22 protein-coding genes are annotated in these 25773 nt (G+C 42.5%); 1 reads left to right on the forward strand and 21 read right to left on the reverse strand.

The window, feature by feature from the left end:
* Positions 1-4 precede the first annotated feature (4 nt).
* Both LY387_RS24715 and LY387_RS24720 read right to left on the reverse strand, forming a co-directional pair.
* On the reverse strand, positions 5-2149 hold the full coding sequence (locus LY387_RS24715) for an LruC domain-containing protein (protein ID WP_234496790.1): 2145 nt from the start codon (positions 2147-2149) through the stop codon (positions 5-7).
* Between the two features lie 115 nt (positions 2150-2264).
* The gene (locus LY387_RS24720; protein WP_234496791.1) at positions 2265-3206 is read right to left on the reverse strand and encodes a DMT family transporter; all 942 of its coding nucleotides are present in this window, start codon (positions 3204-3206) and stop codon (positions 2265-2267) included.
* Positions 3207-3316: 110 nt separating this feature from the next.
* On the opposite strand from LY387_RS24720, the gene LY387_RS24725 reads away from it, so the two are divergent.
* Complete coding sequence (locus LY387_RS24725; RefSeq protein ID WP_234496792.1) at positions 3317-4219, forward strand: LysR substrate-binding domain-containing protein; 903 nt, start codon at positions 3317-3319, stop codon at positions 4217-4219.
* On the opposite strand, the gene LY387_RS24730 is transcribed toward LY387_RS24725, so the two are convergent.
* The 19 genes from LY387_RS24730 to LY387_RS24820 all read right to left on the reverse strand — a co-directional run bounded on the left by LY387_RS24730 (position 4201) and on the right by LY387_RS24820 (position 25738).
* Complete coding sequence (locus LY387_RS24730) at positions 4201-5208, reverse strand: acyltransferase family protein (protein ID WP_234496793.1); 1008 nt, start codon at positions 5206-5208, stop codon at positions 4201-4203. The genes LY387_RS24725 and LY387_RS24730 overlap by 19 nt on opposite strands.
* A gap of 104 nt (positions 5209-5312) precedes the next feature.
* The gene (gene galU / locus LY387_RS24735; protein ID WP_234496794.1) at positions 5313-6200 is read right to left on the reverse strand and encodes a UTP--glucose-1-phosphate uridylyltransferase GalU; all 888 of its coding nucleotides are present in this window, start codon (positions 6198-6200) and stop codon (positions 5313-5315) included.
* A 63-nt stretch (positions 6201-6263) separates the two neighbouring features.
* Positions 6264-7574 (reverse strand): HlyD family type I secretion periplasmic adaptor subunit, encoded by a 1311-nt coding sequence (locus LY387_RS24740; RefSeq protein ID WP_234496795.1) that lies wholly within the window; start codon positions 7572-7574, stop codon positions 6264-6266.
* A gap of 7 nt (positions 7575-7581) precedes the next feature.
* On the reverse strand, positions 7582-9273 hold the full coding sequence (locus LY387_RS24745; protein ID WP_234496796.1) for an ATP-binding cassette domain-containing protein: 1692 nt from the start codon (positions 9271-9273) through the stop codon (positions 7582-7584).
* A gap of 83 nt (positions 9274-9356) precedes the next feature.
* A complete protein-coding gene (locus LY387_RS24750; RefSeq protein ID WP_234496797.1) occupies positions 9357-10253 on the reverse strand; it encodes a hypothetical protein in 897 nt (298 codons plus the stop codon).
* Between the two features lie 237 nt (positions 10254-10490).
* A complete protein-coding gene (locus tag LY387_RS24755; protein WP_234496798.1) occupies positions 10491-11732 on the reverse strand; it encodes an O-antigen ligase family protein in 1242 nt (413 codons plus the stop codon).
* Between the two features lie 3 nt (positions 11733-11735).
* Positions 11736-12479, reverse strand: a complete 744-nt coding sequence (locus tag LY387_RS24760; RefSeq protein ID WP_234496799.1) for a heparin lyase I family protein — start codon at positions 12477-12479, stop codon at positions 11736-11738.
* Positions 12469-13209: a WecB/TagA/CpsF family glycosyltransferase gene (locus tag LY387_RS24765; RefSeq protein WP_234496800.1), complete on the reverse strand. Its 741-nt coding sequence runs from the start codon at positions 13207-13209 to the stop codon at positions 12469-12471. The genes LY387_RS24760 and LY387_RS24765 overlap by 11 nt, the downstream gene beginning before the upstream one ends.
* A complete protein-coding gene (locus LY387_RS24770; RefSeq protein ID WP_234496801.1) occupies positions 13193-14341 on the reverse strand; it encodes a glycosyltransferase in 1149 nt (382 codons plus the stop codon). The genes LY387_RS24765 and LY387_RS24770 overlap by 17 nt, the downstream gene beginning before the upstream one ends.
* Positions 14342-14343: 2 nt before the next feature.
* Entirely contained in the window at positions 14344-15234 is an 891-nt protein-coding gene (locus LY387_RS24775; protein WP_234496802.1) for a glycosyltransferase family 2 protein, read from the reverse strand.
* Between the two features lie 23 nt (positions 15235-15257).
* Entirely contained in the window at positions 15258-16406 is a 1149-nt protein-coding gene (locus LY387_RS24780; protein ID WP_234496803.1) for a glycosyltransferase, read from the reverse strand.
* A gap of 7 nt (positions 16407-16413) precedes the next feature.
* A complete protein-coding gene (locus LY387_RS24785; RefSeq protein ID WP_234496804.1) occupies positions 16414-17838 on the reverse strand; it encodes an oligosaccharide flippase family protein in 1425 nt (474 codons plus the stop codon).
* Positions 17822-18790, reverse strand: coding sequence for a polysaccharide pyruvyl transferase family protein (locus tag LY387_RS24790; protein ID WP_234496805.1), 969 nt, complete (start codon positions 18788-18790; stop codon positions 17822-17824). The genes LY387_RS24785 and LY387_RS24790 overlap by 17 nt, the downstream gene beginning before the upstream one ends.
* Positions 18787-19788, reverse strand: a complete 1002-nt coding sequence (locus LY387_RS24795; protein WP_234496806.1) for a glycosyltransferase family 2 protein — start codon at positions 19786-19788, stop codon at positions 18787-18789. The genes LY387_RS24790 and LY387_RS24795 overlap by 4 nt, the downstream gene beginning before the upstream one ends.
* Positions 19789-19812: 24 nt before the next feature.
* Entirely contained in the window at positions 19813-22041 is a 2229-nt protein-coding gene (locus tag LY387_RS24800; RefSeq protein ID WP_234496807.1) for a GumC family protein, read from the reverse strand.
* 14 nt (positions 22042-22055) lie between these two features.
* The gene (locus LY387_RS24805; protein ID WP_234496808.1) at positions 22056-22589 is read right to left on the reverse strand and encodes a polysaccharide biosynthesis/export family protein; all 534 of its coding nucleotides are present in this window, start codon (positions 22587-22589) and stop codon (positions 22056-22058) included.
* A gap of 10 nt (positions 22590-22599) precedes the next feature.
* Positions 22600-23844, reverse strand: a complete 1245-nt coding sequence (locus LY387_RS24810) for an outer membrane beta-barrel protein (RefSeq protein ID WP_234496809.1) — start codon at positions 23842-23844, stop codon at positions 22600-22602.
* Positions 23845-23860: 16 nt separating this feature from the next.
* Complete coding sequence (locus LY387_RS24815) at positions 23861-24559, reverse strand: LuxR C-terminal-related transcriptional regulator (protein WP_234496810.1); 699 nt, start codon at positions 24557-24559, stop codon at positions 23861-23863.
* A gap of 12 nt (positions 24560-24571) precedes the next feature.
* Positions 24572-25738 carry a nucleotide sugar dehydrogenase gene (locus LY387_RS24820; RefSeq protein WP_234496811.1) on the reverse strand — a complete coding sequence of 389 codons (1167 nt, stop codon included), beginning with the start codon at positions 25736-25738 and terminating at the stop codon, positions 24572-24574.
* Positions 25739-25773 lie beyond the last annotated feature (35 nt).

Here is a 25773-nt window from a genome sequence, read left to right on the forward strand (position 1 = left end):
TCTCCTATGGGATATAACATTTGCCAGGGGTGGCGAATTGCGATTCGAACCAGTTTTGCGATTGTTCGCCACTAGATTCGGCATACGTTGCATATTCTGGGTACGCCTCTATCAAATCCGTATTTTCTGTCGGCCACTGCCATTGGTCATTGACTAGTAGAGCCCACGGTAAGTTTTCTGCTGTCTTGAAGTAGGTACCTGTTGCCGCATTACTGACATCTCGGCCTAAACCACTAAACATATCTGCGTCAAACTGCTCTGTCGGTTCGTAGTTAGGTAGGTGCACTTCCCACTTTCTGCCCGGTTGGAAATAACCTTCACCGTGGTAGTAACCTGGCGTAGCAAAGATGAACGGGTCGTAAGGCATGGCCATAAGAGATGTGGTGTCCGTACCATCGACGATGTTGACATGAAGAGTAAAGTTGAGCTGTACGTCTTCCTTCGCACAAGACAACAGGGTTCTGTGGAATTCACAGCTTTCATGTTTGTACTCGGATGTGTCTTCGCTGATGATAAAGATTGCCTCATTCGAAATGGCTTCTAAACCACTACTCTCTGCTTGAACGTCATTCTTGATGAGACGAGTTGTTGCTGCGTCAACATCCGTTCTATTCAAACCTTTCAGACGAATAGCAAAGCCGTTATGGTAAGAAGCACCAACGGCTCCAAGATGACCTTCGATTTTCGATTTAACAACATTGTCGTCTCGTAGGATCTCCGTGATTCGGTAGCTAACAACGACGTCATTCATGTCGTAGTCTGCTGTGTAAGGCCAGTTATCTTCATAAGCGACCGTGGCATAATCTGTCGCACTTGGGTAGTAACGCACAGACAACCCTTCACCTGTGACTGCTACCTCGTGATCCTCAACTTCGCCAGAAGTAGAACCACCGAAGTAATCTAGACCTGTTTGTTGACTGAAGCGGAATCGACTCCAAGTAGTACCGATAAATGCGGCTGCATCAACAGTAAAAACGAGATCGTTGTTACCTGCGTCGAGAAGCTGGTCTGTAAATACCTGCTCGCCATCATCTGCAAAGTCGCCATCTTGGTTCCAGTCGAACCAAGCCGATAGATATCCCGAGGTTGACGCATTTACGCGAACAATACTATCCAAGCCCGGTTCTATGGCTGTTACGAAACCAACACCGTTTTCGTCGTCAATTCCAGTTTCGTCATCGGCGAGGTTGTTCGCTCTGCCGTCTTGGTCGCCATCAGGTGCCGAATCACCTAGCCATGTTGAGCCATCCAACTCATGTCTAGGGCCATTATCGGCGAGTTTGGTTTGATAAGTAGTAGGAGCGTCACCGAAGTCGATGTTAGAGTCCTCATCGATAACCGGTGCGTTTGCACAGCGAGCACCATCGTTTTGGTTCGAATTTGGACCGTCAGCGAATTTGACCGCCGGGACGACACCATTGGAAATGTTTGTTGCATTGCCCGGTGATAGATCGATACGGTAGATCTGGCCGTCTTGGTTGCGAGAAACATAGTAATAACCATCGACATCGAAGTATCCGGCACCAAATGTACCCGTTTCACCGGTGTCACCGATGTAGGTTTCTTGCCCCGTACTCGCATCAAACGAGTATAGAGCACCGGAATTGTTGTCGATACCATACAGCTTTCCGTCACTAGGATGAAACGCGAAGTCTGTTAGGTTAACCACAGCGCGTGTAGTGACACGATTTACGGCAAGCACCGCGCTTGAGTCCGATTCAAGTGGAGTTAGATCAATGGTGAATAGACCTTTTCCTTTACGGTAGAGGTAATACACACTTTCATATACATCACCTACGTAAAACGTATGGTCTGTGGGAAGTCCGGAAGTATTCAATATCTCTGCTTGAAAATCCTTACCCAAGCGAACGATACGTTTGTTCGTGGTATCGTAGCCGTAGATGTATCGGCCATCAAAGTCGAAACCTACCCCATTAATATTTGCATTAAGCCCCGTATCGCCTTGCAACAAGCTCGTTGAGCCTGTCACCAAGTTGACGCCGTATACTTTTACCGGGTTTGCTTGGAAAAGATAGGCTTTGCTAGGGCAAGTATCGAACGCAGTCGCGTGACTCTCGAAGCCTAGCAGCGATGCTGCTAACCCGCTCCCAAGTATTGTTAGTGATCTGTATTTGTGTGCTAGTACCATGAGTTTGTCCCTTTGCTGATGGCTTGAGACTGAAGGTACAAAACACGTGCCAACTATTTAAACTTTTAAATTCAATCACTTAAATTGCACCAAGTTTCATTTTTCATTATGAGAATCAATTTGGCGCGTTTTGAGGTTGAGTTTTCTGGTTGTGAGAAAAATATCTCAGCTTAAGTAATGGGTATAAAGCGGGAATGCTGTTCCCTAAAATGATCAGTGCGATGCCAGCTAACTGACTCAAAGTAAATGTTGTGTCAAACAGAGTAAACTGGAACATCGCCGTAAACACTAAATTGGTATAGATCAGTGGAGCAACTTGTGTATTGGTTGCTGCACTCTTGTAAGCTTTGTATCTACATACCTGAGTGTTGATGATCATCACTGTTAATACTGCAATGGCGGCATACATAATGGTTGATATGTCTCCGATACCGTAATCAACACCTATGGCCTTATGAAATATCACAGCAAAAGGTATTAAGAAGATACCCGCGATTAAGAACGTCCACGCGTTGTTTTCAACTCCCGACATCTCTCCTTTTGATGCTCGATGTAGACTCAACTGTGAACCTGCATTGAACACTCCTGACAATAACCCAATAAAGAGTTCGGGCTTGAAAGTGAAACCTGAGGGGTCGCCAGCCAGGAAAATCACCCCAATAAACGTAAACAGCAATGCTGTGGTAGTCCGAGCAGTAAGCTCAATGTTGAATAGGCACTTCTCGAACAGTGCGATAAACAGAGGACCAGTACCAAATAACACAACACTTTCGATTAGTGACAGTTTCCCCAACGCATAGATAAAGCACAACTGACAAGCTGCGATACTAAACGCGCGTATCGCCAACACTTTACGCATCGATGTGGGAGGTAATCGCAAACCTGCTATTGTAAGGATAACAAACAGAATAACGGCAGGAACTAAGAATCGAATCAGAGCAAGATCGACAGCAACAAAATAATTCGCTAAATACCCAGTTATCAATCCAGTTACGGACAAACTCAGGGTTGAAGACAGCATATAGCTCATAGCAATGGTTGACTGGCTCGCTTTCATTGATACATCTCGAAAAATTCAAATCATAATCGCATTATAGTGATACGTTTCTCTGAAAAATAACGAGTTTTAGTTAAGCTTAATGTAAGTTTTACTAACAGATTCATACTATGAAGCAACACGTTGCATTAAAGTCTCTTTATTCTTTTGTTGCCGTCGCTGAGCTCGGTAGCATGACTTTAGCTGCAGAGCACTTATTCGTAAGTCACTCAGCCGTTAGTCAGAGCGTCAAAAGTCTCGAATCTCAACTTAATACCAAGCTGTTCCATCGTGTAGGCCGGCGCGTCGAACTCACGAAAGAAGGAAAGAATTACTACAGAGATGTTGGCCCCGCGTTAGAACAAATTGTACGAGCAAGCGAGGCACTGCTTAACAAGCATAGAGACGAGCGCCTGACGATTAACATGGTTAACTCATTAGCGCTTCACTGGTGGATTCCGCGTGTCGAAGATTTACAAAAAGAAATTCCATCGCTAGATGTTCGAATTTCTAACCTAATTGGTCCGTTCGACTTGGAACGTGAAGGGGTCGATGTCGCCATAGTCCATGGCAACATCGAAGATTGGAGTGATTATTACAGTGAAAAGCTTGGGGATGATGAGTTAGTTATGGTGTGCAGTCCCTCCATAGCCAAATCTCATCCAAAGGAAGACGTAGAAGGACTTTTAAAACGATACCCAAGCATCTGGGTGACGAACGATCGACGAAAACACGATTGGGACTTATGGTGCAAGGCCCATAACATTTCATCACCCACCACACATGGAACACTCAAGTTCAACGCTTCAGTACAAGCCATTCACGCCGCAATAAGAAGCTTGGGCATACTGGTGACACATAGGTTGTTTATTAAAGACGAAGTTGAGAACCAGTTTTTAATCGAGATTGGCAGTCCAGTCGTCAACCCTCATCAGGAATATCACTTTGCTTGTCTACCTGAGCGATTAAAGCTGGAGAGCACACTCGCACTGAGGCGGTGGCTTAAGAAGGAGTTTCAAGTTGCTAGCGACTGAGTTTTCGTTTGAATGTTCTTTTGTTTACCCATACCCAAAAAAAGCAGACGGGTTGTATTGTTATTGGCCATGATTTTTTGGACAACTATGGGGCCCAAAATGCCAGCAACGATACCTAATAAGGCGAGCACTTCCAGGCTTGGATTAACGGGCATTTTGTTTATCAAAATCCGAGTAAAGGATGTGAAGAACACATGATAGAGATAGATTGAATAAGAAAAAGCACCAATCATAGCCAGAAAGTTAAGCTTAAGCTTTAAGCCCAACAACCCAGTACAGCCCAGCATTCCAAGCATTAATGCTAGCAACGTCCTCTTTGAATCGGCTGAGAGTACATCAAAATACATAAAGGATAATACCAAACCTACACCTAGCAACATTATGAAAATCGCTTCTTTTCTTAACCTTTTCATGAGGTTAAATCTATTCACACCCATGCCTAAAACAAAATACGGGCAAAGGTAAATGAAGCCATTTATCGAAAAATAGTCGATGGACAAAGGCGAAATGTAAACCACCGAAGCGACAGCCAATACCAGAACCCACCTCGCCAGACACTCAAACGCTTTTGATTTCTCTAACATGACGATCAGAATAAATATTAGAAACAGCGCTTCAATAAACCAAAAATGCGCGACAGGCTTAATGTGTAACAATTGCCAATTGTACCCTTCAAAATTGGTACCTGGGGTCAAACTCTGAAGAAGCGCAAACGCCGTACCTACAATCAACATTGGTACCAACAGTCGTCGCGCCTTTTTGAATAGAAAGCTCGTCGCTCCTACTTGAAAAGGCCGATAGGCATAAACGTAACCCGATAAAAATGTAAACAGTGGCATGCGCAGATAACCGAGTACGTCGTTGAAATCGCGATAAAAGCCATCGTCGATTTTTAGTCCATTGTTTGGGTTAGAGCCAATAACATGGAAAAACACCAATAGCACACACGCAGTCCCACGCAATGTGTCTATTCTCAATTTCTCATTCATCACTGTTCCTTAGCCATATGTGTGAGAAAACGAGCAACATAACAAGACCAGAGCAAAGCAGCGCTCTGCTCATAGCCTTGCCACTACTAACAAGCCAAGTTCAATCAAGCACATTTTCGATCATGACCGTTTTTGAACGTAGCAAGCTTCTTGAGTTCCACGCTGTCATCGTTTAAGTATATGTTTTCATAGCAGTAATTTGTCGCATCGATATACCCATCCACGCTACCGCAATCAAACCGTTTTCCCTTAAAGCGATAGGCGATAACGCACCCATTGCTGGCCTGTTTTAGAATGGCGTCGGTTATTTGTATCTCACCACCTTTCCCAGGTTCAGTGTTTTCAATATGTTCGAAGATATCCGGTGTGAGAATATAACGACCAATAATCGCTAAATTGCTAGGCGCGGTTCCTTGTTCTGGCTTTTCAACCATGTCAGTCACTCGGATCAGATCATCACTTAAATGCTCACCTGCGATAACCCCATATTTGTGCGTCTCATCGTTAGGCACCTCCTCAACAGCAACAATCGTGCATCTGAATTGCTTAAACAGCTTAACCATCTGTTCAAGCACGCCTTGAGTTTCATTGACACACAAGTCATCAGCCAAAACGACAGCAAACGGGTTATCTCCTATCAACTGCTTACCCGTAAGAATGGCATGCCCTAGCCCCTTCATTTCTCTCTGGCGGATATATGTAAACTGCGCAGAATCAATGAGTAATCTAATATCAACAAGCATCTCTTCTTTGTTAGTTCCACTAATCTGGTGCTCGAGCTCATAGTTTTTATCAAAGTGATCCATAAGGGAGTTCTTCCCGCGTCCGGTGACAATTGCCATGTTTGTCATTCCTGCTTGAATCGCTTCATCGACTCCGTATTCAATTAATGGTTTGTTTACGATGGGCATCATCTCTTTAGGCATGGATTTGGTCGCAGGCAAAAAACGCGTTCCATAACCCGCTGCCGGGAATAAGCAATGTTTAATCATTTCGACACTTCCTTGTTTTATAAAAGTAATGGTTAAAGCGTTAGTAAACGTCACTAACTAAAATTATTGCTCTCTAAAAGCTTTATAAAAGCTATTTGATAAAGGCTCTAACAAGTAATCAATTGGTCTCTTTTGCTCTAACAGAACGAACACCTCTGCAGGCATTCCTGGTGTAAGATCAACTTGATATAGACCCTCAATGCTGTTTTGGTTGATGCTAACTTTGACTTTAAAACCCGTCGAGGCCCCATCTGGACTTTCCGACACATCTGCATCGACGTAAATAACTTCCCCGCTAACAGGTGGTACTGTCATATGATTCAAACCGGATAATCGCACCGATGCGTTCTGGCCGCTTTGAACCATATCGATGTCTTGTGGCGAGACGATCGCTTCAACGATCAAGCGATCATTGTTCGGCACGACTTCCATGAGTACTTCACCAGCTTTAATAACCTGTCCTGACGAGTGAACGGTAATGTTTTGTATGATTCCATCGGAAGGACTAGTGATGAGCGAGCGTTCATAGCTGTCTCTCGCTATCTTCAGCTCGGCCTCCGCAGCGATAAGATCGTTCTTCACCTGGGCGATTAACTGCTCTATTTCTGAATTATGTTTTTGTTCAATAGCGTTTAGCTGACGAGTAACCTCAACGATACTTTGTTCAATAGAGGCGAGTTCTGCTCGTATCCCAATAATGTCTGAATCTAGAAGGACTTGTGAGCGCTTCAATTCAAGCAGTTTTATCCGCGAAGTGTAGCCATCTTCAAGTAGCCGCTCGTGCATCTTTATCTCTTCTAGCAAGTAGACTTTAGCTAGAGAATTTTGGCTAAGCTTGCTACGAAATGAGGAACTTCTGCCTTCTAGCTCTGCCTTTCTTGAAGACATAATCGATAGTTCAAGGGCACGCATCTGTTTACGACTAGCAAAAAGCGACTGCTGGTTTTCAACCATGGTTATGTATTCAAGACGTAATCCCGCAAACTGCTCATGCTCGAGTGACGATTCGAACTCTTCTTTGTTATCTCGCTCGGCGAGCAATCTCATATATTCAACACGCTTACTCAACCAGTGAAGAGTCCCCCTTCTAAGCGCACTTTGTGTAGCAATGTCAGCAATTTTAAGCAGAGGCTGGCCAATGACTACGTGTTCGCCATCAGATACGAGCACAGAGTGCGCGATTCCCCCTTCTAGATGCTCAATCGTTTTGCGTTTGTTTTCCACAACAATAAGCCCCGGTGCAATCGCTGCGGAACTTAGCTTAGCTTTGAGTGACCAACCAACGAACAGAACAATTCCGATAACGAGGATTAAAAGCGTGGTCAAAACAAGTTTGTTATTGCTTTGTGTTAAATCTGAGTCCAAATGATTCATAAGCTACTCAATAAGTAATACTTTGATATTGCGCTGCAGGCTTTAGATCGGTCACGTTTTTACTGCCTGAGGAGTTTTTGTTGATTGAGTAACCTTTCACGACCGTGCCTTCTTGGAGCTCAACAACATAATCGGCAAGGCTCTGTAGTGAGGCGTCATCGCTTATAAAAATAATGGTCGTTCCACTCTCTTTCAGACTAATGAGCGTATTCAACAGTTTTACTTTTGTTGTGGGATCTAACGCGACTGTCGGGTTGTCTAAAAGAACGAGTTTGGGGTTGCCATAAAAGCAACGTGCTAATGCGAGCTTTTGTTTTTGTCCTTGTGACAAGGTCATGTCGTCGCTCTCTAAAACCGTGTTGTAGTTATCCGGCAGTCTTGTAACCTCATCGACTAGACCAACAGCTTCACTTATCGCCAATATTTTTTCTGAATTCGATGCGACATCATGAAAGCCACATATGTTCTCTGCAATGGTGCCTTTAAAAAAGCTTGGATTTTGACTAAGATAACCAACGCTTTCCGATAGTGTATTTTCATCAATATTGCGTATATCTATATCGTTGAATAACACTTTGCCGTCCGTCGGTTGCACACGGTTGGACAGAGTGTCCATTAATAACGTTTTACCAGACCCCGTGGGCCCTTTGATTTCCAAGCACTTTCCTTGAGCTAACTTAAAGCTAATGCTTTTGAGAAGTGCACGCTCATGGTAGCTAAAAGACACGTCTTGCAAGCGTACTTTTATATCATCAAGTTCCACTTCAAACTTAGTCACCGATTTATGACTGGTTAGTATATGATTGAGCCAATTAAATGCGTCTCGCTGTGCTTGGAACTCTTTATAGTGCTGGGAAGCAAGTTCTATAGGCGTAACAATACGGCTGATGAGTATCGCAGAGGCAAGTAAGGCTCCCGCTAAGACATCACCCTTGATAACCAGTACTGCGCCAACAGCATAAACTCCGACTTGTATTAATGTTCTCAACAGCTTTATAGACGATTGCAACACTGCTGTTTTCGAGGAAGCATCAAGTTGTAATTGTGAGGTGTGTTGATTTTTATGACCCCATGTAGCAATCAGTTTATTCGAGATTCGTAGCGATCTAGCAAGTACTGCGTGACTAACGATTCTAGCGGCACCTGATCTCTGGACACCCTTATAGTGTTGATAGCTCATTTCTAATTGCCTAACTGAACCTGAAAACATCACTATCATGAGAATCAAGAGTATGGAAGTACACAACGCGTAACTTCCCAGGACTGGATGTAAGCTAAACATGACCAAAATAAATGCTATAGACCATGGAAGATCCGATTTTGCACGCTTGTAAGGTGAAGACAGGTAAAGTGCAGCCTGGCGATGCTTTTTTAGCACCTCTGTCGGGTCTTCGTTGGTGTTTGACAGAGCAATAGACAACACATTGGTATCAAATGTCGCCTCGTAGATATTCTTTAAGTTACCTAAGATTCGTTGACGTGCATATTCCAACACCTGCTGAAGTAGCAATAGACAGCATGCAATCACTGTAAGATACAACAACGTTTCCAAGCTTTTTGAACTCAACACTCTATTGAACACCTGCAAGCTGTATATTGGTAACACTAAAACCAGCATATTTGCGAACACAGAGAATAGCTCAAAGAAAACGAGTGTTTTCCTTCGATATGCTAAGAATGATGTCCATTGTTCCTTCATAGACCATACCAATCTTTAGTAGATAACTAGAGCACTCATAAACTGAGTGCTCTCTATAGCAAAACTAGATAAGCAACTAAGCCTTAAACTACGGCAAAGTCATCACTGTCGGTGAGCACGGTGTATTCACTATCACCTTCTCCCATCAGGGTGACTGACGTAAACTCGGTCGAGTCAAAACCACTAGCTTCAAGCAAAAGAACCTCTTGTACAGATAGACCCTCATTCGTTTCAAAAGCCAGATCAGTAGATAGGTTAATATTGCTCAGCACGAGGCCGATATTGAGAGCTGCGAGTGAATCGTTACTTTCTAGTAAATCTTCATCGAGCTCTAAAGCAGCGCTATCACCACCAATCACTACCTCAAAGTTTTCAAACTCTAAAGTGTTATCGCCTGAGAACTTTAGAAAGTCGACGCCTCTACCACCATCAGCAAATCGGCTTACCCCAGAAGCTGGGTCATACAACTCAGAAACATCGACAAAGTCGTGTCCACGTCCCGCATCAATATTAAACTCTGTCCATTGTGAGTTTTTACTATGAGTCATTTGGATAATGTCACTACCAGCACCGGTATCTACATTAAACATATTGCCCCACCCAGTAGCGCTAGAAGCATTGGAGTAGGCAGAGATCTCAACAACATCACGTCCGTTACCTGTGGCAATATCGCCACGCTTTGCATCAAGGACCGTGACATCAGTGCCTCGGTTAGATGTCGCTAAGACATCAACGTCGACAAAATTGTCTACAAAGATAAAGCTCTTATCCGTTTCTATGCTTATTTCTTTATATCCTGCTTGGTTCCACTTGCCTTGGTTGGTAGCAATGACATCATTACCTAGATCACTGACAAAAACAGATTCTTCTGTAAGAACCCAATCCCCCGAAAATACGGCCAAAAATGCGTTTTCTGCGGTTAACCCAGTCGCGGACCCTGTACCTGTTGTGTTAGTTGATCCTGTATAGATAGTACTCATTGTCTTCTCCTGATAATTAAATGCTCTAATACTTTGATAGAATAAAAAGTAACACTCTCTATTATTACCCGTGATTAAAATCACTTTTATTATGATGCGCCCATGAATAACTAGGCACATTGAAGCCATAGCGTTTTAACGTACCCATTAAAAACAGCAATGAGATAGACTTTATGACACTGACAAGAAGTATTAGCTAAATAATGATTTAGCCTTATCAAAAGTTGAATGGGAAATCTATCCCTCAATAACTTCCTGCGAATAACAGAAGTAAACCATACAAATAATAAGGATCCAAAATATATTTGCACTAATTAACACCCCACTTGAGGATGTCGCAATTATGAGACAGCCAATTATGACACTCACAGCTCCGGATAATTGAAAAGCATACCTAGCAGTAATCACTTGTTTCAGCAAAGTGGAAAACAAGCAGTAAAATAACCAAGATAATACTGATGTAGCACCTATAAAACCCACGCCTAATAATATATCTAAAAAGGAACTGTGTGTTGATTTCGCCATCCACCCAAAGGCCAAGGAATACTCGTACATAATCTCTGGGCGAGAGAATACTCCGATGCCATAGCCAAAGACAGGTTTCTCAATAACGAGAGGCAATAAGACCTCCCAGAGCCCGGTTCTTCCCGTAAGCGATGGGTCTCGACCTAGCAAGGTCATAAGTTCATCGAAATACGTGCTTACCACAAATCCCCCGACTACTAGTACTAGGAGATATGTTGTGACGATGAAAAGCCTTTGAGAGACGAGTGAATGCTTAAGTATTAGGTAAGATAGCCAGAAAGAAAGATGTACGATAAAAAATGTTAGTATCGCTGTCATTGATTTAGATCCAAACACCATTACGCAGCATAATACAAATAGTATTAAATCGTTTCTAGTCCTGAGCTTTTCTAGGTAGAACCACTTTGAAATAAAAATAACACTAACTAATGCAAAATAAGCTCCCGCTACATTTTTATGTACGAACATACCTCGCCAAGCGCCCTCATGTACACCAGACATTATGGCATAACCGGGGGAAACTAATACATAAAAAAAGTTTACAAGCACAGTTAGCGATATTATTTTTGTTATAAAGACAAGTAATGCTTCAGGTCCATAACGATGATAATAAAGTATGGGTGGTAACGTAATCACCATAAATGAAACAAAATAGCGCATTGATAGAACTTTGTAATCTGACAATACAACTGAAAAGAGTATAGAAACTATCACCAACCACTCGACTTTCTTTAGTCGAATATCCAATAAAAGCCGATAACCCGAAAAAACTAAGTAAGCAATGAGCAATAACATTACGAGTATTTGCATTAGTTTTTGAGGCATGTAGGTGATTTGAGCAAGTTGGTGTTGAGCTGACGGATAGCCAATCCACATACTTGTTGAGCGAAAGAATGACAGCGCTAACATGCAGCTTAAGCAAAATGAGTCAAATTTATCTCTATTGATCAACATATCTTACTCAAACTCCACATTTCTGACCGATAGTGCAATATGATCATTCTCTGCCCATCGTGTCGGCTTGTAGATACCGAGTTTAAAGTAAGGATCTCTATCATCATTAAATGTATTGGGGCCCACGACTTCGGATAGCAATTCATCATTGAGCGAAACTCTGATATGTCCTTCATCATTAGTGCTCATAACCCCTTCAACCGTAAACTCGTTCCAACTACCGACATTAAAAGTTCGTTCGGAGAAAAGTGTCCTAGCTTGTATTGAGTTGCCATCGTTGGCACAAGTACCATTGATGGTGCTCGATATATGTTGTTCATCCCATCGATTAAACATTCTTAACGTGCCGCCTCTCGATTCCAATGCGCTAACGGGACAACGCCATCGCTCGCCTTCATCTGGGAATGAATGGAATTGAAAATAACTATGCCAGTTAACTGGATCGTCATACACTTCATTCACTTTAAACTCGAAACTTAACCGGAACCTGACGTCTCTTTGAAGTAGCCCTTGGATTGCAAACTCACACCGTTTTCTATTTTTCTCAGGCGTAAGAGTAAACGTTGTAACGCCCGTGTCCTCGCCGTGTCCCCACAGCGACTCTGCACACTCAAACACCAAACTAGCGGTTTTATCAGACGGAAACGTCAAAAATTGTTGTGGTTCGATCGTTTTCTTTTCATTAGCGACCACGTTGATACTTACGAGGCTCGTTAGTCCGATCAATAAGTGAGTTTTAATTTGCATAGCGTTTACCCGTTATTAACTTGATCCAAACTGCTCGCGATAGGAAAACAACATTACCAACAACGTAGCGACTGAATAATCGTTTGGGCTCCATAAACAAACGAAAACACCACTCCATATGACACGCTCTAACCCATCGAGGAGCTCGCTCTACTTTTCCAGCCAGAAAATCAATAACTGCACCTCCGTTTACGGTAACAAGAGACGTCATTTCAGCTTGAAGAGCAATGGAGAGTATTTCCTGTTTTGGCATCCCCATCGCCAGTATGACAACGTCGGGAACATTCTCTCTCAATGATTCTAGATAAGTGTCTTCACTTTGAAACCCATCGACAGTAGCGACTACATTCAACCCAGAATCTCTGAGCAAAACTTCTGCCTTATCCAGTTCTTCTTGGGCCGAACCAAAAATAGCTACCCGTTTATTTTTGAAGGATCGTTCAAGTAGTTGGGGGATGAGATCTGTGCCGTTTAGGTTTTCCCCTGGCTCTGAACCCAACATACGGAACAATATCTCTACTCCGATACCATCTCTCAATAAAAGATCACTTTGTCTTATTGCGGAATAGAAGTTTGCGTCTCTGCATGCCAAATTGAACGCGTGTGCATTCACAAAAGCAATATTAACGTTCTCGCCGCACCTCATCTTTTCCTCGATGACGGCTATCACGGCATCCGACGTTGGATACGTGGTCACTTTGTCTAAAAGACCACTAAATATGCGTTTCATTATTGTCTTCCTTGATTTGATGATCCCTGATTTGGGCAATCGCTTGATGGGCTCGGAGAGACCAAGTGTTGGCCTCGGCAAATTCAGTACGCTCCCGCCTTAGACCGTCGCGTCTTGATAATATTTGTTCAAGACTATCCAAGAATGACTCGATATCATTGGCGATACTAATTAAATGACGACCACTTCGATCAAAATCGCAGGCCACTGACACGGTAGGTATTCCACATGCGCAGTACTCATACAGCTTCAAAGGATTACGGTAGGCGTTGAATGGGGAACCCTTATAAGGTACCAGGCCTACAGTAAAGTCACTTATCATAGAAGGGAGTTTTAGATAGTCTACTTGACCAAGCAACTGCAAGTTTTGGTATTTGTTAGACAGCCTCTCAATTGCATCATTCGTTACTCTGCCAATCAACCTGACTGATGCGTTGCGGTACTTTTGACAGATAACCTCTATGAGATCCTCATCAATACTCGTATCGATTGTGCCTACAAAACCTATTACTACTGGTTTTTGCTCAGGTTTATCATCAGGATGTGGCACTCCCAACCATTCATCAGAAACGGCATTTGGTAGATAGCAGACGTTGGTCCCTTGCCCCAACTCTTGAAGCTTTTCGAGTAACCTCTCCCCTGTCGTGAACGTAACAAGACTTTCTTGGACGCATAAACGCAACGTTTGCTCATAGTTTCTTGAATGAGAGAAGTAGTAGTCTTTGTCGTCATCGTAGTTATCGTAGTGCGTGTAAGCATAAGTGGTACTGACTCCCTTAAGATATAAGTATTGGTCAGGCTTATAAAACCAATCTATACGCGACGTATTTGATCGATTTCTAAAAACTACGTTCACTTGTAGCTTAATTGGCAATGTGACAAGCAGCCAAAGGAGCAGTGGGTATCCTATAACTTTTGATACGGGTACTAATGTGTACAGTGGATATGACGGGACCCCATCAACTTCTTCTCGACGTCGATAGTCACTATCAGTCGCCAAGAAGAAACGTGGACGCTTAAAATACGCGAGTTTACCGCCTTCGTTTTCAATCTTCCCATTTAACTGCTTGATAAACGGAAGTCGATGAAACCCTTTGATCTTATCTGAGATAGAGTACAACGCGATATCCATACCTAACGCCCCGCATCAATCCCATTACTGACAAATATTCCTTTATAGAAGCCTGCCATCCATGCAACTCCGCATAGATACATCATTGGGCACAGCACAAAGATCATCATAGGGCTAGCAGCGAACTTTATGTTTCTGTAATTGATTCTGGTTATTTTTGCTAACATCAAAAATGGCAAAAGTGCTGCGATCGCCAGTTTTCCCAGCCCGACTGCTTTGCGCTGATAGCGCAGGAAAAATAGATTGTTTCCGGTGATAAAAATCTTCTTCAGAACTTTCTTTAACGGTGAGTCCTGAATTTGATACCCGACGATATCAGGGAAGAAGTAGAGCGTTAGACCATCTGACACTAATCGCTCAGTCAACTCCGTATCTTGCATACGAGGTAAATCGCTAAAACCTCCCGCATTTTCAAAAGTCGATTTCGCAATCACCATAAGAGCTGAACTTAGGTTCGAGCGAATCGTTGGAGAACGAGTGGCTTGCGATTCATGGTTAAAGTAATAGTGCTCGATATATGAGGAAAGCGACGAATCTGCTTCGGTATTGAGCTCTAATGCGCCACCGAAAACCTTAAAACCATTAGACGCATGAGATCCTATCAACTCTAAAGCTCTTGGATCGAGGATGACGTCTGAGTCTAAGAAAACTAAGTAGTCACCTTGTGCATACTTGGCACCGATATTTCGCCCTTTGCCAGGATTAAATCGTTTCGTTTCTTTTATAAACTGGACAAAGCCAAAACGATTGCAGATTTGATCTACTTCGCTGGTAGCGGAGCAGTCTACTACGATTATTTCTATATTTTCATTAACCTGAGGCTCGATCGCTTTGAGGGTTGCCTCTAAATTATCTTGGGACTCATAAGATGGAATAATGACTGATAGTTTCATTGACAAAATCCTTATGTCGATGACTACGCGCGGTAGTCTCTAATCGCTTGCTCATATATGGACTCAAGCTTTTCCGTTTGTTTTTCTAGATCGTGAACTTCCAGCACGTAACGCCTAGCTTCATCACTGAAGCTTTCCCACAGGCATTGATCAGATACAAGATTCGAAATGGCATTTACTAGCTGCGTCGTAGACTCACTATCAACGACGAAACCAGACCTTCCTGGATTAATTGCTTCACGCATACCCCCAGAGCTAAACACAACCGCGGGGGTGCCAACCGCTTGTGCCTCTACAATCGTTAGAGCCAATGCTTCTTCTTGTCCATTTTTCAGACGGACACTAGGCTGAACATACACCTTAGCTTTTCTCATCCATTCAACAACCTGTTCGGGTGTTTGCCGACCGGTAAACGTTATATTGACGGAGAGTTGTGACGCGATTCTTTCTAATGAAGCACGTTCATCACCATCCCCGATCAGTACTAGACGATAGTCATTCTGTAGCTTCTGCACCTCCGCCATCGCACGAATCAAATATTCTTGCCCTTTGTACTTAGACATTCTCCCAACGCAGACCACTAAGTTTTCACGCGCTACGCTTTGGTCAGGAGTAAACTTTTTTGTGTCGATTCCTATGTAGTGACGAATAATTTTTTCTTTTGGAAAGCCCGCATCCAGCATTCTCTGTTTAACGCGTTCGGAAACGGCTATAAATTTGGTCACTTTTTCATTTAGACGATGTCGGTTACGATAATAGTTGACATGTAGTCGGCCATGCTCAATGACTGTAGGTGACTCAATTAAGTCGAATCCATGAAAGGTAACAACAAGTGGTATATTCAACTTCTTGGACAATGGCGCTGCAGTCATACCATTGGGTCCGAAATGAGCGTGGCAAAGCTTTGGCTGTATCTCTTTAATTTGTTTCGTAGCACGCGGTAGGGCTATTCCCAGTTTTAGCGCCTTATCGACTAAAGAGCCAAACCGACCTCGATTGAGCACAAACGAACGATCTTTTGGCGTCGGCAACCCATTAGGGACAAAGTCACTCCCCATGTAGTTTGCTTTATACCGTCTTAAAGACTCCCCTTGAGCCAAGATAAATGTCTCTGAGTAAGCAAGAAGATGATTTGAGAAAACAACAATATTACTGATACTTTCTTGTTTCATGAGTGACCTATCGATTAATGAATAGACCCCAATGAGTCTTAACGTTTGGCATGAGTATGAGCACCAAAGAAAAGTAAACAATGGTGCCACCTGTAACTTGATAAGTAAGAAGAAGCCAAGAAGTAGATTGGCTTATCACATGCCCTAGCATGTGTACAACAACAGCCATGCCGATACTTGCTACACAAGGCACCACAACAGGCGATAGCTGAGTAAAGCCATTAAGTTTCAGGACCTTATTAATACCCATTACGCTGAAAGGTACAGAAATGACACTTCTGGTGATTAGTCCAAATACTGCAGCATATACTCCAAAATCGTCTGCGAGAATCAATGTACAAACTAAGGCAGCTAACGTACTCACTATGTCGGATGTGAGCGATACATTAGGACGCGCGAGTGCAGTAAACAGACTTGGTGCATACACACGTAACAGACTTACTAGTCCGATTAGAGACATCACTTGAACGGGTACAATCGCCTCTAACCATTTATCGCCAAATATCAACGGTATTAAAGTAGGCGCTGTGGCAGCTAACCCCACAAATAGTGGAACAACAAGCAATGCGGTATAGCGTGTCATACCGATAAACAACTCTTGAAGCTCTTCCTTGTCATCTTTCTTACGAGAAAAAGCCGGCAAAGCATAACTCATCAAACCACTGCTGATTGCACTTCTTGGCATTTCGACAGTTCGCCATGCAAAGCCGAATAATCCTACAGCAGCAGGACCTGCTACGGTTCCTAATATCAGAGGTAAACCTCTTGTAGTGCCATCCCAACTTAATCTACGTAAGCACAGTAACCAGCCAATAGCCGAAAGCTCCTTGAACTCAGTAATCCCAACGTCAAATCCAATTCTTTGGGGCCTGCGAACAGCCAAGTAAAAGAAGCTGATTACCTCTATCAACACGGCTTGAATTACGACGGAAAGAGGGCCAAAACCTTTGAAAGCCATAGTGATACCACAAGCTGCTCCAATCAGACGTGCGATGACGGATCGTTTTGCAAGCAGTTTGAAGTCGCCCTCTATCCTTGCGTTGGCGACGTAAATAGATGACATACCCACAAACACAATAATAAGAAGTGAAAATGCAATTAATTCTGTTAACACTCTGTTGCTTTGGGTTGAGAATAGCCAGATGGCCACTAACGAACAGGAGAGTAAACTGAAGATGAGTCCACCCCAAAAGGCAGTATCATAATGTTTCTTTGAAGCGGCACTTTGTTGAATTAATGCATCTTCGAATAGATTAGCGAAGATCATCGCTATACCTTGCCCAACGGCTAATGCGAAGATGGCATAACCAAATTGTTCTGGAGTCAACAATTTTGCGTAGACGAAAAAAGTGACAATAGACACTAGTGTCATCCCACCTTTTTCAATTGCAATCCAAAGTAACTTAGTAATTCGGTTATTGGTTAACTGCACGTTGATACTCTTCTAGCGATTCAAGTCCAAGCCACTCGCTAGAAAAACGACTGAGCTTCCCATAAGAATTGTCACGCATAACGACATCTCGGCCTAACAGAAGAGCAAGAATTAGCCCATGGAGCCTATCGGTGTCTACAACATTGGCGCTCTGAAAACGTTCCACCGCAATGTTTACTACGTGGTCGCTATATTTCTTCCAAAACCATGACAGGCCAAGGGGACAGTTCAATTTATTCTCAGCACGAGCGAGCCTTCGCGCAAAGTCATACCCAAATTGGTGACGTGTCGTACACAAGTCTTCCCAATCAAATGCATCGACTGTTTGGTCTTCGATGGATTGGGTTTCACAGTCCCGTCGTCTCATTCGAAGAGGTTTATGCTTATCTGGTAGTGTTTTGTTCCACCTTTGAGCCATAGTAAAAGCCATATCAGGTAGTTTCTTGAGACGCCCGTCTGGCATCGAATCTTTCATCTCTTCAAAAGAATGCTGGTCTCGGACATAGAGATGTAGGTCCGGGTGGGATTTGAACACTTCTATGTCTTCCTTAAGAGCAATCGAGTTGTCGTAGTGAATCGATTGTGGAAGAATGATGACCTTGTTGTTAGGGAACGTACTTACGACTTCCTTTCTTAACTCTTGGTGGTGAGGATAAATATCACCGAAGTTCCCACCACCGTTAAGTACTAGCACGGTCTGACTATCTAACTTTTTTTTAAACAAGCGCTGTTTATTTCGTCCTGAAATTCGGTCCTTCACTCTAGCCCCGACTTTCTGGAAGAGATACTCTGCTCCTTGTGTTATTAGATAATCTCCAACATTCCAATAGATTGGGTAATCAATAAAAATGATTGATTTACCTGACAGTAACGGCGTCAACTCGGCAAAAAGAAGATCACTCAGTTTATTTAGGGTTGACTGATTAGCTTGTACGATGGGCGCTGTATTCATTTATCACCCCCACTCTCTTTTGCGAGCGGCAACGACCCATTATTACGAACTCGCATCTTGACCCGTTCAACAATACTCATCCCTTGCGTAGGTGAACATTCATCTAGGTATTGCTGCGCTTGCTCATTAACTGTTAGTGCTGGATCTTTTTGCCAACTCTTAATCGCTTGAGGGAAAAGACCAAAACCTTTACATAACCCTGTCAGTGTCGAACCATACAACCCTGATTTAAAACCTTTATGAACCATCAACCAGGTATGGAAAACAGCAGTAGGGAAAAAGGTTTTGTGTTTCATGTGAAGATAAGTACGATTTCTTACGTCGAACACCCATCGACCCGCAGTCCACGCCACTCGATGCTCTTTTGAAACCTTATGCCCGATAACAACCTCTGGTGTATAAAGAATCTTGAAATTTGCATTGATCAATCGTTTTGATAGGTCGACCTCTTCGTGCAAGAAAAAGAGCGTTGCATCGTATCCACCGATACTATCAAATGCCACTCTCCTTATTAGATGCCCCGCTCCGACGAATCGGTCGGTATAAAACGACTGGGTTGACCATTCATCAAGTGATTGGTGATAAGACCAACTCGTTACATCATCATCATTCGAACCATGCCTCAATATCCGAAAAGCTAGTGCACCTAGATCTTCACGCTCAGCCATCAACTCACACGCTTTAGCCACTTGAAACTCATCTGCAAACTCAGCATCGTTATCGAGCGAAACGATAAACTCAGAGGATCCTAGAGCACTCGCTTGATTTCTTCCACCCGGGACACCCTTATTCTCTTGGTTACAAACTAACGTAATTTGGGGATGTTCATTGCAGTAGGAACGCAAAGTTCTAATCGTTTCTGGTTTTGAGCCTTGATCCACAACGATAACACTTAGGGCGACGCCTTTTTGTTCAAGTGAGCTTTCTATTGCTGCGATAGTGTCTTCTAGCCGATCCCACGACAGAATAATAATGTCAGCACTGTATTGTTTATTCATAACCCCGTCCTGATGGTAATGAGTCTATGCGTAAGTCCCAGAGAACTGATATGCATCTTGGGTTTTGCTTTCATCCTGGTTGAGAACAGCACCCAGCATTTCGATATTGTGTTCTTTTAATCGACCTACAGCGAATTTGAACTGATTGATCTGAGTGCTATTAGCCTTAACAACCATAAGCGTGCCATCTGTCGCTGCGCCAATTAGTACTGGATCGATAACGCTATTGATAGACGGAGTATCTATGATGACTCGATCGAACTTTTCACCCACAGCGTTCACCAAATCTCTAAAAGACTTAGAGCTTAACAACTCTTGAGGGTTACCTTTGTGGTTTCCAACAGGTAGCAGATATAAACCTTGGGATTCGTCTTTGTGGATGCATGAGACAAGATCAGCAGTGCCATTCAGATAGTCAGTTAACCCAAGGCACTCTTCATCAAGGTCAAAACGCTGTGCTAGCGATGGGCGTCGCAAGTCTGCATCAATTAGCAGTACTTTCTCTAAACTTGCCATAGAGGTTGCAAGGCTCAACGCGACCGTGCTTTTGCCTTCGCAAGGCAGCGCGGAAGTAACGCTAATGCATTTTTTATGTTCATTTATTAAGCCGATACTCAACGAGGTCCTGATGTTTCGAATGGACTCACCAAACACGCCAACGCTTTGATCACTGTACAGTCTGCTGTTAATAGGTGATTTGCCAATTTTCTTGTCAGAGATCTTTGGAATGCTACCAAATACACTCACCTGACCACGATTTTTTAGATCACTTCTACGCTCAAAGGTGTTTTTAAGCGCGCTGGTAGCAAACGCGATGATCATCGCAAATGAAAATGCACCCGCGGCAGAGCCTGCGACGATTAATGGTTTGTTGGGTTTCGCAGGTGAAAACGGTACCTCGGCACGCTCTGTTATTTGAGCGATAACGTTTCTAAAGTCACTTGTGGCGTCATATTCTTTTTGCCTGGTTAAGAACAAGTCATAAAGCTGACGATTGGTATCAACTTCTCGCTGAAGTGTTTCATATTGCGCACGTTTAAGTGCAAAAGACTGAAACTCCGCTTTTTTCTCTGCCAACTCATGCTTTAAGCTACGTTCTTGCTGTCTGGCGGTAACAAGCTCTTTCTCCTTGCCAGCAACCATCCTCTGTAGAGTTCGCTTCGAACGATCTTGAATGGTTTTTAACTGCGCTTGTGCTTGAATCATCTTGTCATGTTTAGGGCCATAACGCTTTGATAACTCAGAGACCTTTTTTTCCGCTTCAATTTCACTCAAACGAATATCACGCATTTGTGGGTGGTTGGTGACCTGAGGAATGGTGTAGAGGTAGCTCGCGTCCGCGTTTTTGTTCTGTTTAAGTACCGTTATAAGCGACTCTGCTGCAAGCCTTCGATCTCGTGCGTTAGCCAACTGTTCTATCAGTTTCGTCAGTTCAGCCGACGCGAGAGAGTCGATACCAGAAACATCGACAAGCCCCTCTTTGTCCATGAAATTAACCAGCTTTAATTCTGATTGTCTTAAGTTAGCTTCTAATTCGGCTAAACGACCTGAAATCCAATCGGAAGCTTGAGCATTAATAATAGCTTGCGACTCATAGTGATTTTCTATGTAGACCTCTCCTACAGCATTTGCGACCATAGCAGCGACATCAGGGTCCTCCGCTAAAAATGTAATCTGTACAAGTTGAGTATTCTTAATAGGAGAAACATGCAGGTTAGACTTGAACTGTTTTAAAAACTCTAGCTTTTGAAAGTCAGCTAATTGGTCATCTTTAATAGCTCTAGGTTTAACTAAAATCGTATTCAGCAACGGTAAACTATAAAGCGTATCAGAAACCTGAGCTTTAAGATTTGCTAGCATGGCGCTTGGTTGACTTGAACGCAAAGCCTCATCAGAGTAACTCAATAGGGTCTGCGTACTGCTATCCGGGCCAATAGCTAATCGTTCTATTACCTTTTTAGCGATTACATTTGATTTAATTATCTCATGTTGAGTCTGAAAGTATTCTTGTTTGCTTGTATCAACACCCACCAGCCGTTCAATTGAAACTACGTTATTATTCTCACCTTCAATAAGTAGAGTTGCCGTAGATTTATATACTGGTGTCATAGAAAGAACAAAAACAATAGAAACCATTGTCACAACAAGGGTAAACAATAAAGCTCGATTAAGGTTGCTCTTTATCACTTGAGTATACTTACTCAAGTCGATAAATTCATCGTGTCGTTTCACTTCTTGAGATTTTATTAACATAACGTGAATACCCCTTAAAAGAAACTTTGCTCGATGACAATAATGTCACCCGGTTGAACATTGGAACTTAGGGATACGCTACGACTGCTTAATTGAGCCGTGTTTGATGAGACATTTATCTTATCTTTTGCTGCTCTATCCGTAAAACCACCAGCTAACGCAATCGCTTTATCAACGGTCAGTCCTGGTTGAAACTCATAGCCTCCCGGTTGCTTGACTTCGCCATTAATGTAGACCTTTCGGTATTCAACAACATTAACCATCACTTTGGGGTCAACTAAATAATCACCTTTAAGAGATTTAGTAATCTGAATCTGCAACTGGGAAGTTGTTTTTCCCTTTGCCATGATCGGCCCAATATAAGGATAATCAAGTTGACCACTAGAGTTAATTAACACCTCTTTTGATAAATCTTCTTCCGCGTAAACGACAATACTTATCGTATCGCCTGCTCCAATCTTATATCTATCACTCTCCCCTGCTCCCCACGAGCAAAAACTACTGAGAGATAATAGCAATATCACACTTCGCATATACAAGCTGTCCATATCTTACCTGCTAGAATTCCAATTTCCCACTAATTAAATATACATTTTGATTATACTGATAGTTGTTCCATGACGATGATTTATCGTTGTATGTGTATAGAACTCCAAATTCGACATTTCGATTGAATTTATAAGCTAGTTTCACTGAAGTATTAAGTAAATTTTCGTCTCTTAGTACGCCATTAAAATCAAAGGCACCAGTATATTTATCAATCGTATATCCTACATTTAGCTGGCTATATAAGTGAGTAATCCAGTAATGCTGCCAACCTACTGAAAATATCGTTTGCTTTAGATAATCACCATCCTGATCCGGATCTTTCGCGATTTGTGATGAATTGAATGAAATCGTTGAATGTCTTAGAGGTGTCCATTTAATGCCAGTCGCCCAACTAAACCCAGTAAAGTCTTCTCTTTGGCTATCTAAAAAATTCTTATCTTGGACACCTAACTTTAAATATCCCTCAGTCTTTTGGGCAATATCCCAATCCAAACCCGCATAGACCAGATGATTGAAACTATCTTGTGAAGGAGAGCCTTCTCTTTGAAAGGGGTAAGTTTTACGCTCGTGCTCGTAGGAAAGAGTCGCGTTTACTCCTTGTCTCCAAGCGCTTGAAAAACTCACGCCAGCAGCCCACAAGTCATAGTCCTTTAGGCGGGTAGTTAATCCAATGCTAGAGTCTCGTTCATCGGTATAATTTGCATATTTCTTTTTGTTCCACTCCAAAGAAAAAGCAAGTTGACCTTTCGCTCCCGGAGCACCATAACGATAACCTAGCTCCGCTTCGAAATAGTGGAACTTAATAGGGCTATCTATTAGCGTAGCGTTACCCGAAGATGTACCTTGCCCCCTTGCCTCGTGTTGATAACTATAGGCTCCGTTGAGCTCAATAGCATTTCTTAACGACAGCCGCAGCTCGTTTTCAGCTGTCACATAGTGATCTACGAAGTCGTCACTCTGACTATTAAAGTACTGCCCTAAAAATGCTTTGTACTCCAAATAGTGTTTTCGCGACTTTTTCTCTATTGCGGCTCCCATCTGGGGCACTAAGTAAACAAACTCTGTTTTCTTTTTGTCTTGTTCATCACTTTGATAAAGAAGGTTGTCGTTATAACCCGTATACAACTCCAAGCTAGGCAAGTACGTCACCCCCTTCACGAAATGGCCTTCTTGTGATTCATTCGCCAATACAGTCAAAGAATGTAAAAGCAACAGTCCAGCAGCTGTTCTTAGAGCATTTGTAGTAAATGTCATTTTAGTTCTCACAACTCTAAGGAATGTAGCATGTCGTCCAATCAATGGCTTGACGTCTATTTTTCACTTCAATCTTTTTGTAAATATTGTAAAGATGAACTTTGATTGTGTTTTCACTAACGTTAAGTCGTTGAGCCAGAACTAAATTTGGCTCGCCAGACTTAAGTTGTTCAAGTATTTCCATTTCTCTTCTAGTTAAAGAGGTAGCGGCAACCTTTTGCAGTTTTACATCCGAACCATTGTTCTGAAAATACTCAATTAGTTCCATCATTACATGACGAGGTAACCAGTTAATCCTTTGTAGAACTTTCATTAGCCCACGACTTACTTGGTCTAAACTATCTTGTACACCGAAACAGCCATAAAGATTCTTCCAACAAATCAAGTCTTCTATTTCTACTGAGTCAACATTGATTAAAACAGTAATCGAATCTTCTGAACCCACAGAAAGTGTATTCGCAATGTCTGTCATCTTACGTTTTGAGCTATAGTCGACAATGAAAAGAGCGTCCTTAGTTTCTAATAGCTCTTCGCTAAGTGAACTGCTTTCGATAAATGTCACTGTCGAATTAATCGCTTTCTCGATGTATTCCAGAAATACATCCATTTGAATACCGCCATCAGCAATTAAATAGATAGTATTGATCTGGTTTTCAACACGAGGAACAGTGTTGCTATCTAATATCTCAATTGGTCGTGCTTTTACTTCATCCATCCTGTCATATCCTTATGAATCAGAGCCGTAGATATCACGGGTGTAGACTTTTTCGTGTACATCAGATAACTCATCAACCATACGATTGGTAATGATTACATCGGACACTTGCTTAAAATCGTCTAAATTTCTGATTATCTCAGAGTTAAAAAATGTTTGGTCAGTCAAATTGGGCTCATAGATAACAACGGTGATGCCTTTGGCTTTAATCCGTTTCATGATTCCTTGAATTGAAGATGACCGGAAATTGTCGGAGTTTGACTTCATAATCAAGCGATAAACTCCAACCGTCCGTGGCGTTTGTTTTAGAATTGATTCGGCAATGAAGTCTTTACGAGTCCTATTCGCCTCTACTATCGCTGAGATTATATTATTTGGAACATTTTGATAGTTAGCGAGAAGTTGTTTGGTATCCTTTGGCAAACAATAACCGCCATAACCAAACGATGGGTTGTTATAGTGGCTTCCAATGCGAGGGTCTAGACACACACCATCGATGATTTGACGGCTATTAAGGTTGTGCGTCTCAGCAAATGAGTCGAGCTCATTGAAATAAGAAACGCGCATTGCAAGATATGTATTTGAAAACAGCTTTATCGCTTCTGCTTCGGTGGAGTCAGTAAAGATCACATCTACGTTATCTTTCAGCGCACCTTCAACGAGCAGTTTCGCGAAATGATTAGCAGCTTCAGAATGATCACCAATTATGATTCGAGAAGGAAACAGGTTATCTTGTAGTGCTGTTCCCTCACGCAGAAACTCAGGCGAGAAGAGTATGTTCTGGGAGCTCAGTTTTTTTCGTATTCGTTCGGTATAACCAACCGGTATCGTAGATTTGATAACGACTGTTGCATCAGCGTTATACTCAACAGCTAACGACACCATGTTATCGACTGATTGCGTATCAAAGTAGTTTGTTACAGGGTCATAGTTTGTCGGAGTCGCAATAAGGACATAGTCTGCATCTTTTAGTTCTTCAGTGTCTTGCGTAGCTCGCAAATTTAACGCTTTTTCGTCTAAATACTGTTGAATGTGACTATCTTCGATAGCAGAAATTCCGCGGTTAAGCATTTCTACTCTGCGGCGATCTATATCTAAAGCCACAACCTCATTGTTTTGCGCCAACAGCACGGCGTTTGACATACCTACGTAGCCAAGCCCAACAATTACTATCTTCATAAGTTTACGTCCTAGTAACCAAAACCCTAGTTCAA

Source organism: Vibrio maritimus (genome assembly GCF_021441885.1).
GTDB classification, from domain to species: Bacteria; Pseudomonadota; Gammaproteobacteria; order Enterobacterales; family Vibrionaceae; genus Vibrio; species Vibrio maritimus_B.

Coding starts and splice junctions, on each gene's coding strand:
- LY387_RS24740 (WP_234496795.1), bottom strand. CDS start 7,574: ATGAATCATTTGGACTCAGATTTAACACAAAGCAATAACAAACTTGTT.
- LY387_RS24725 (WP_234496792.1), top strand. CDS start 3,317: ATGAAGCAACACGTTGCATTAAAGTCTCTTTATTCTTTTGTTGCCGTC.
- LY387_RS24745 (WP_234496796.1), bottom strand. CDS start 9,273: ATGAAGGAACAATGGACATCATTCTTAGCATATCGAAGGAAAACACTC.
- galU (WP_234496794.1), bottom strand. CDS start 6,200: ATGATTAAACATTGCTTATTCCCGGCAGCGGGTTATGGAACGCGTTTT.
- LY387_RS24795 (WP_234496806.1), bottom strand. CDS start 19,788: ATGAATAAACAATACAGTGCTGACATTATTATTCTGTCGTGGGATCGG.
- LY387_RS24750 (WP_234496797.1), bottom strand. CDS start 10,253: ATGAGTACTATCTATACAGGATCAACTAACACAACAGGTACAGGGTCC.
- LY387_RS24760 (WP_234496799.1), bottom strand. CDS start 12,479: ATGCAAATTAAAACTCACTTATTGATCGGACTAACGAGCCTCGTAAGT.
- LY387_RS24715 (WP_234496790.1), bottom strand. CDS start 2,149: ATGGTACTAGCACACAAATACAGATCACTAACAATACTTGGGAGCGGG.
- LY387_RS24765 (WP_234496800.1), bottom strand. CDS start 13,209: ATGAAACGCATATTTAGTGGTCTTTTAGACAAAGTGACCACGTATCCA.
- LY387_RS24810 (WP_234496809.1), bottom strand. CDS start 23,844: ATGACATTTACTACAAATGCTCTAAGAACAGCTGCTGGACTGTTGCTT.
- LY387_RS24820 (WP_234496811.1), bottom strand. CDS start 25,738: ATGAAGATAGTAATTGTTGGGCTTGGCTACGTAGGTATGTCAAACGCC.
- LY387_RS24770 (WP_234496801.1), bottom strand. CDS start 14,341: ATGGATATCGCGTTGTACTCTATCTCAGATAAGATCAAAGGGTTTCAT.
- LY387_RS24780 (WP_234496803.1), bottom strand. CDS start 16,406: ATGAAACAAGAAAGTATCAGTAATATTGTTGTTTTCTCAAATCATCTT.
- LY387_RS24730 (WP_234496793.1), bottom strand. CDS start 5,208: ATGAATGAGAAATTGAGAATAGACACATTGCGTGGGACTGCGTGTGTG.
- LY387_RS24720 (WP_234496791.1), bottom strand. CDS start 3,206: ATGAAAGCGAGCCAGTCAACCATTGCTATGAGCTATATGCTGTCTTCA.
- LY387_RS24775 (WP_234496802.1), bottom strand. CDS start 15,234: ATGAAACTATCAGTCATTATTCCATCTTATGAGTCCCAAGATAATTTA.
- LY387_RS24800 (WP_234496807.1), bottom strand. CDS start 22,041: ATGTTAATAAAATCTCAAGAAGTGAAACGACACGATGAATTTATCGAC.
- LY387_RS24790 (WP_234496805.1), bottom strand. CDS start 18,790: ATGAATACAGCGCCCATCGTACAAGCTAATCAGTCAACCCTAAATAAA.
- LY387_RS24755 (WP_234496798.1), bottom strand. CDS start 11,732: ATGTTGATCAATAGAGATAAATTTGACTCATTTTGCTTAAGCTGCATG.
- LY387_RS24805 (WP_234496808.1), bottom strand. CDS start 22,589: ATGGACAGCTTGTATATGCGAAGTGTGATATTGCTATTATCTCTCAGT.
- LY387_RS24815 (WP_234496810.1), bottom strand. CDS start 24,559: ATGGATGAAGTAAAAGCACGACCAATTGAGATATTAGATAGCAACACT.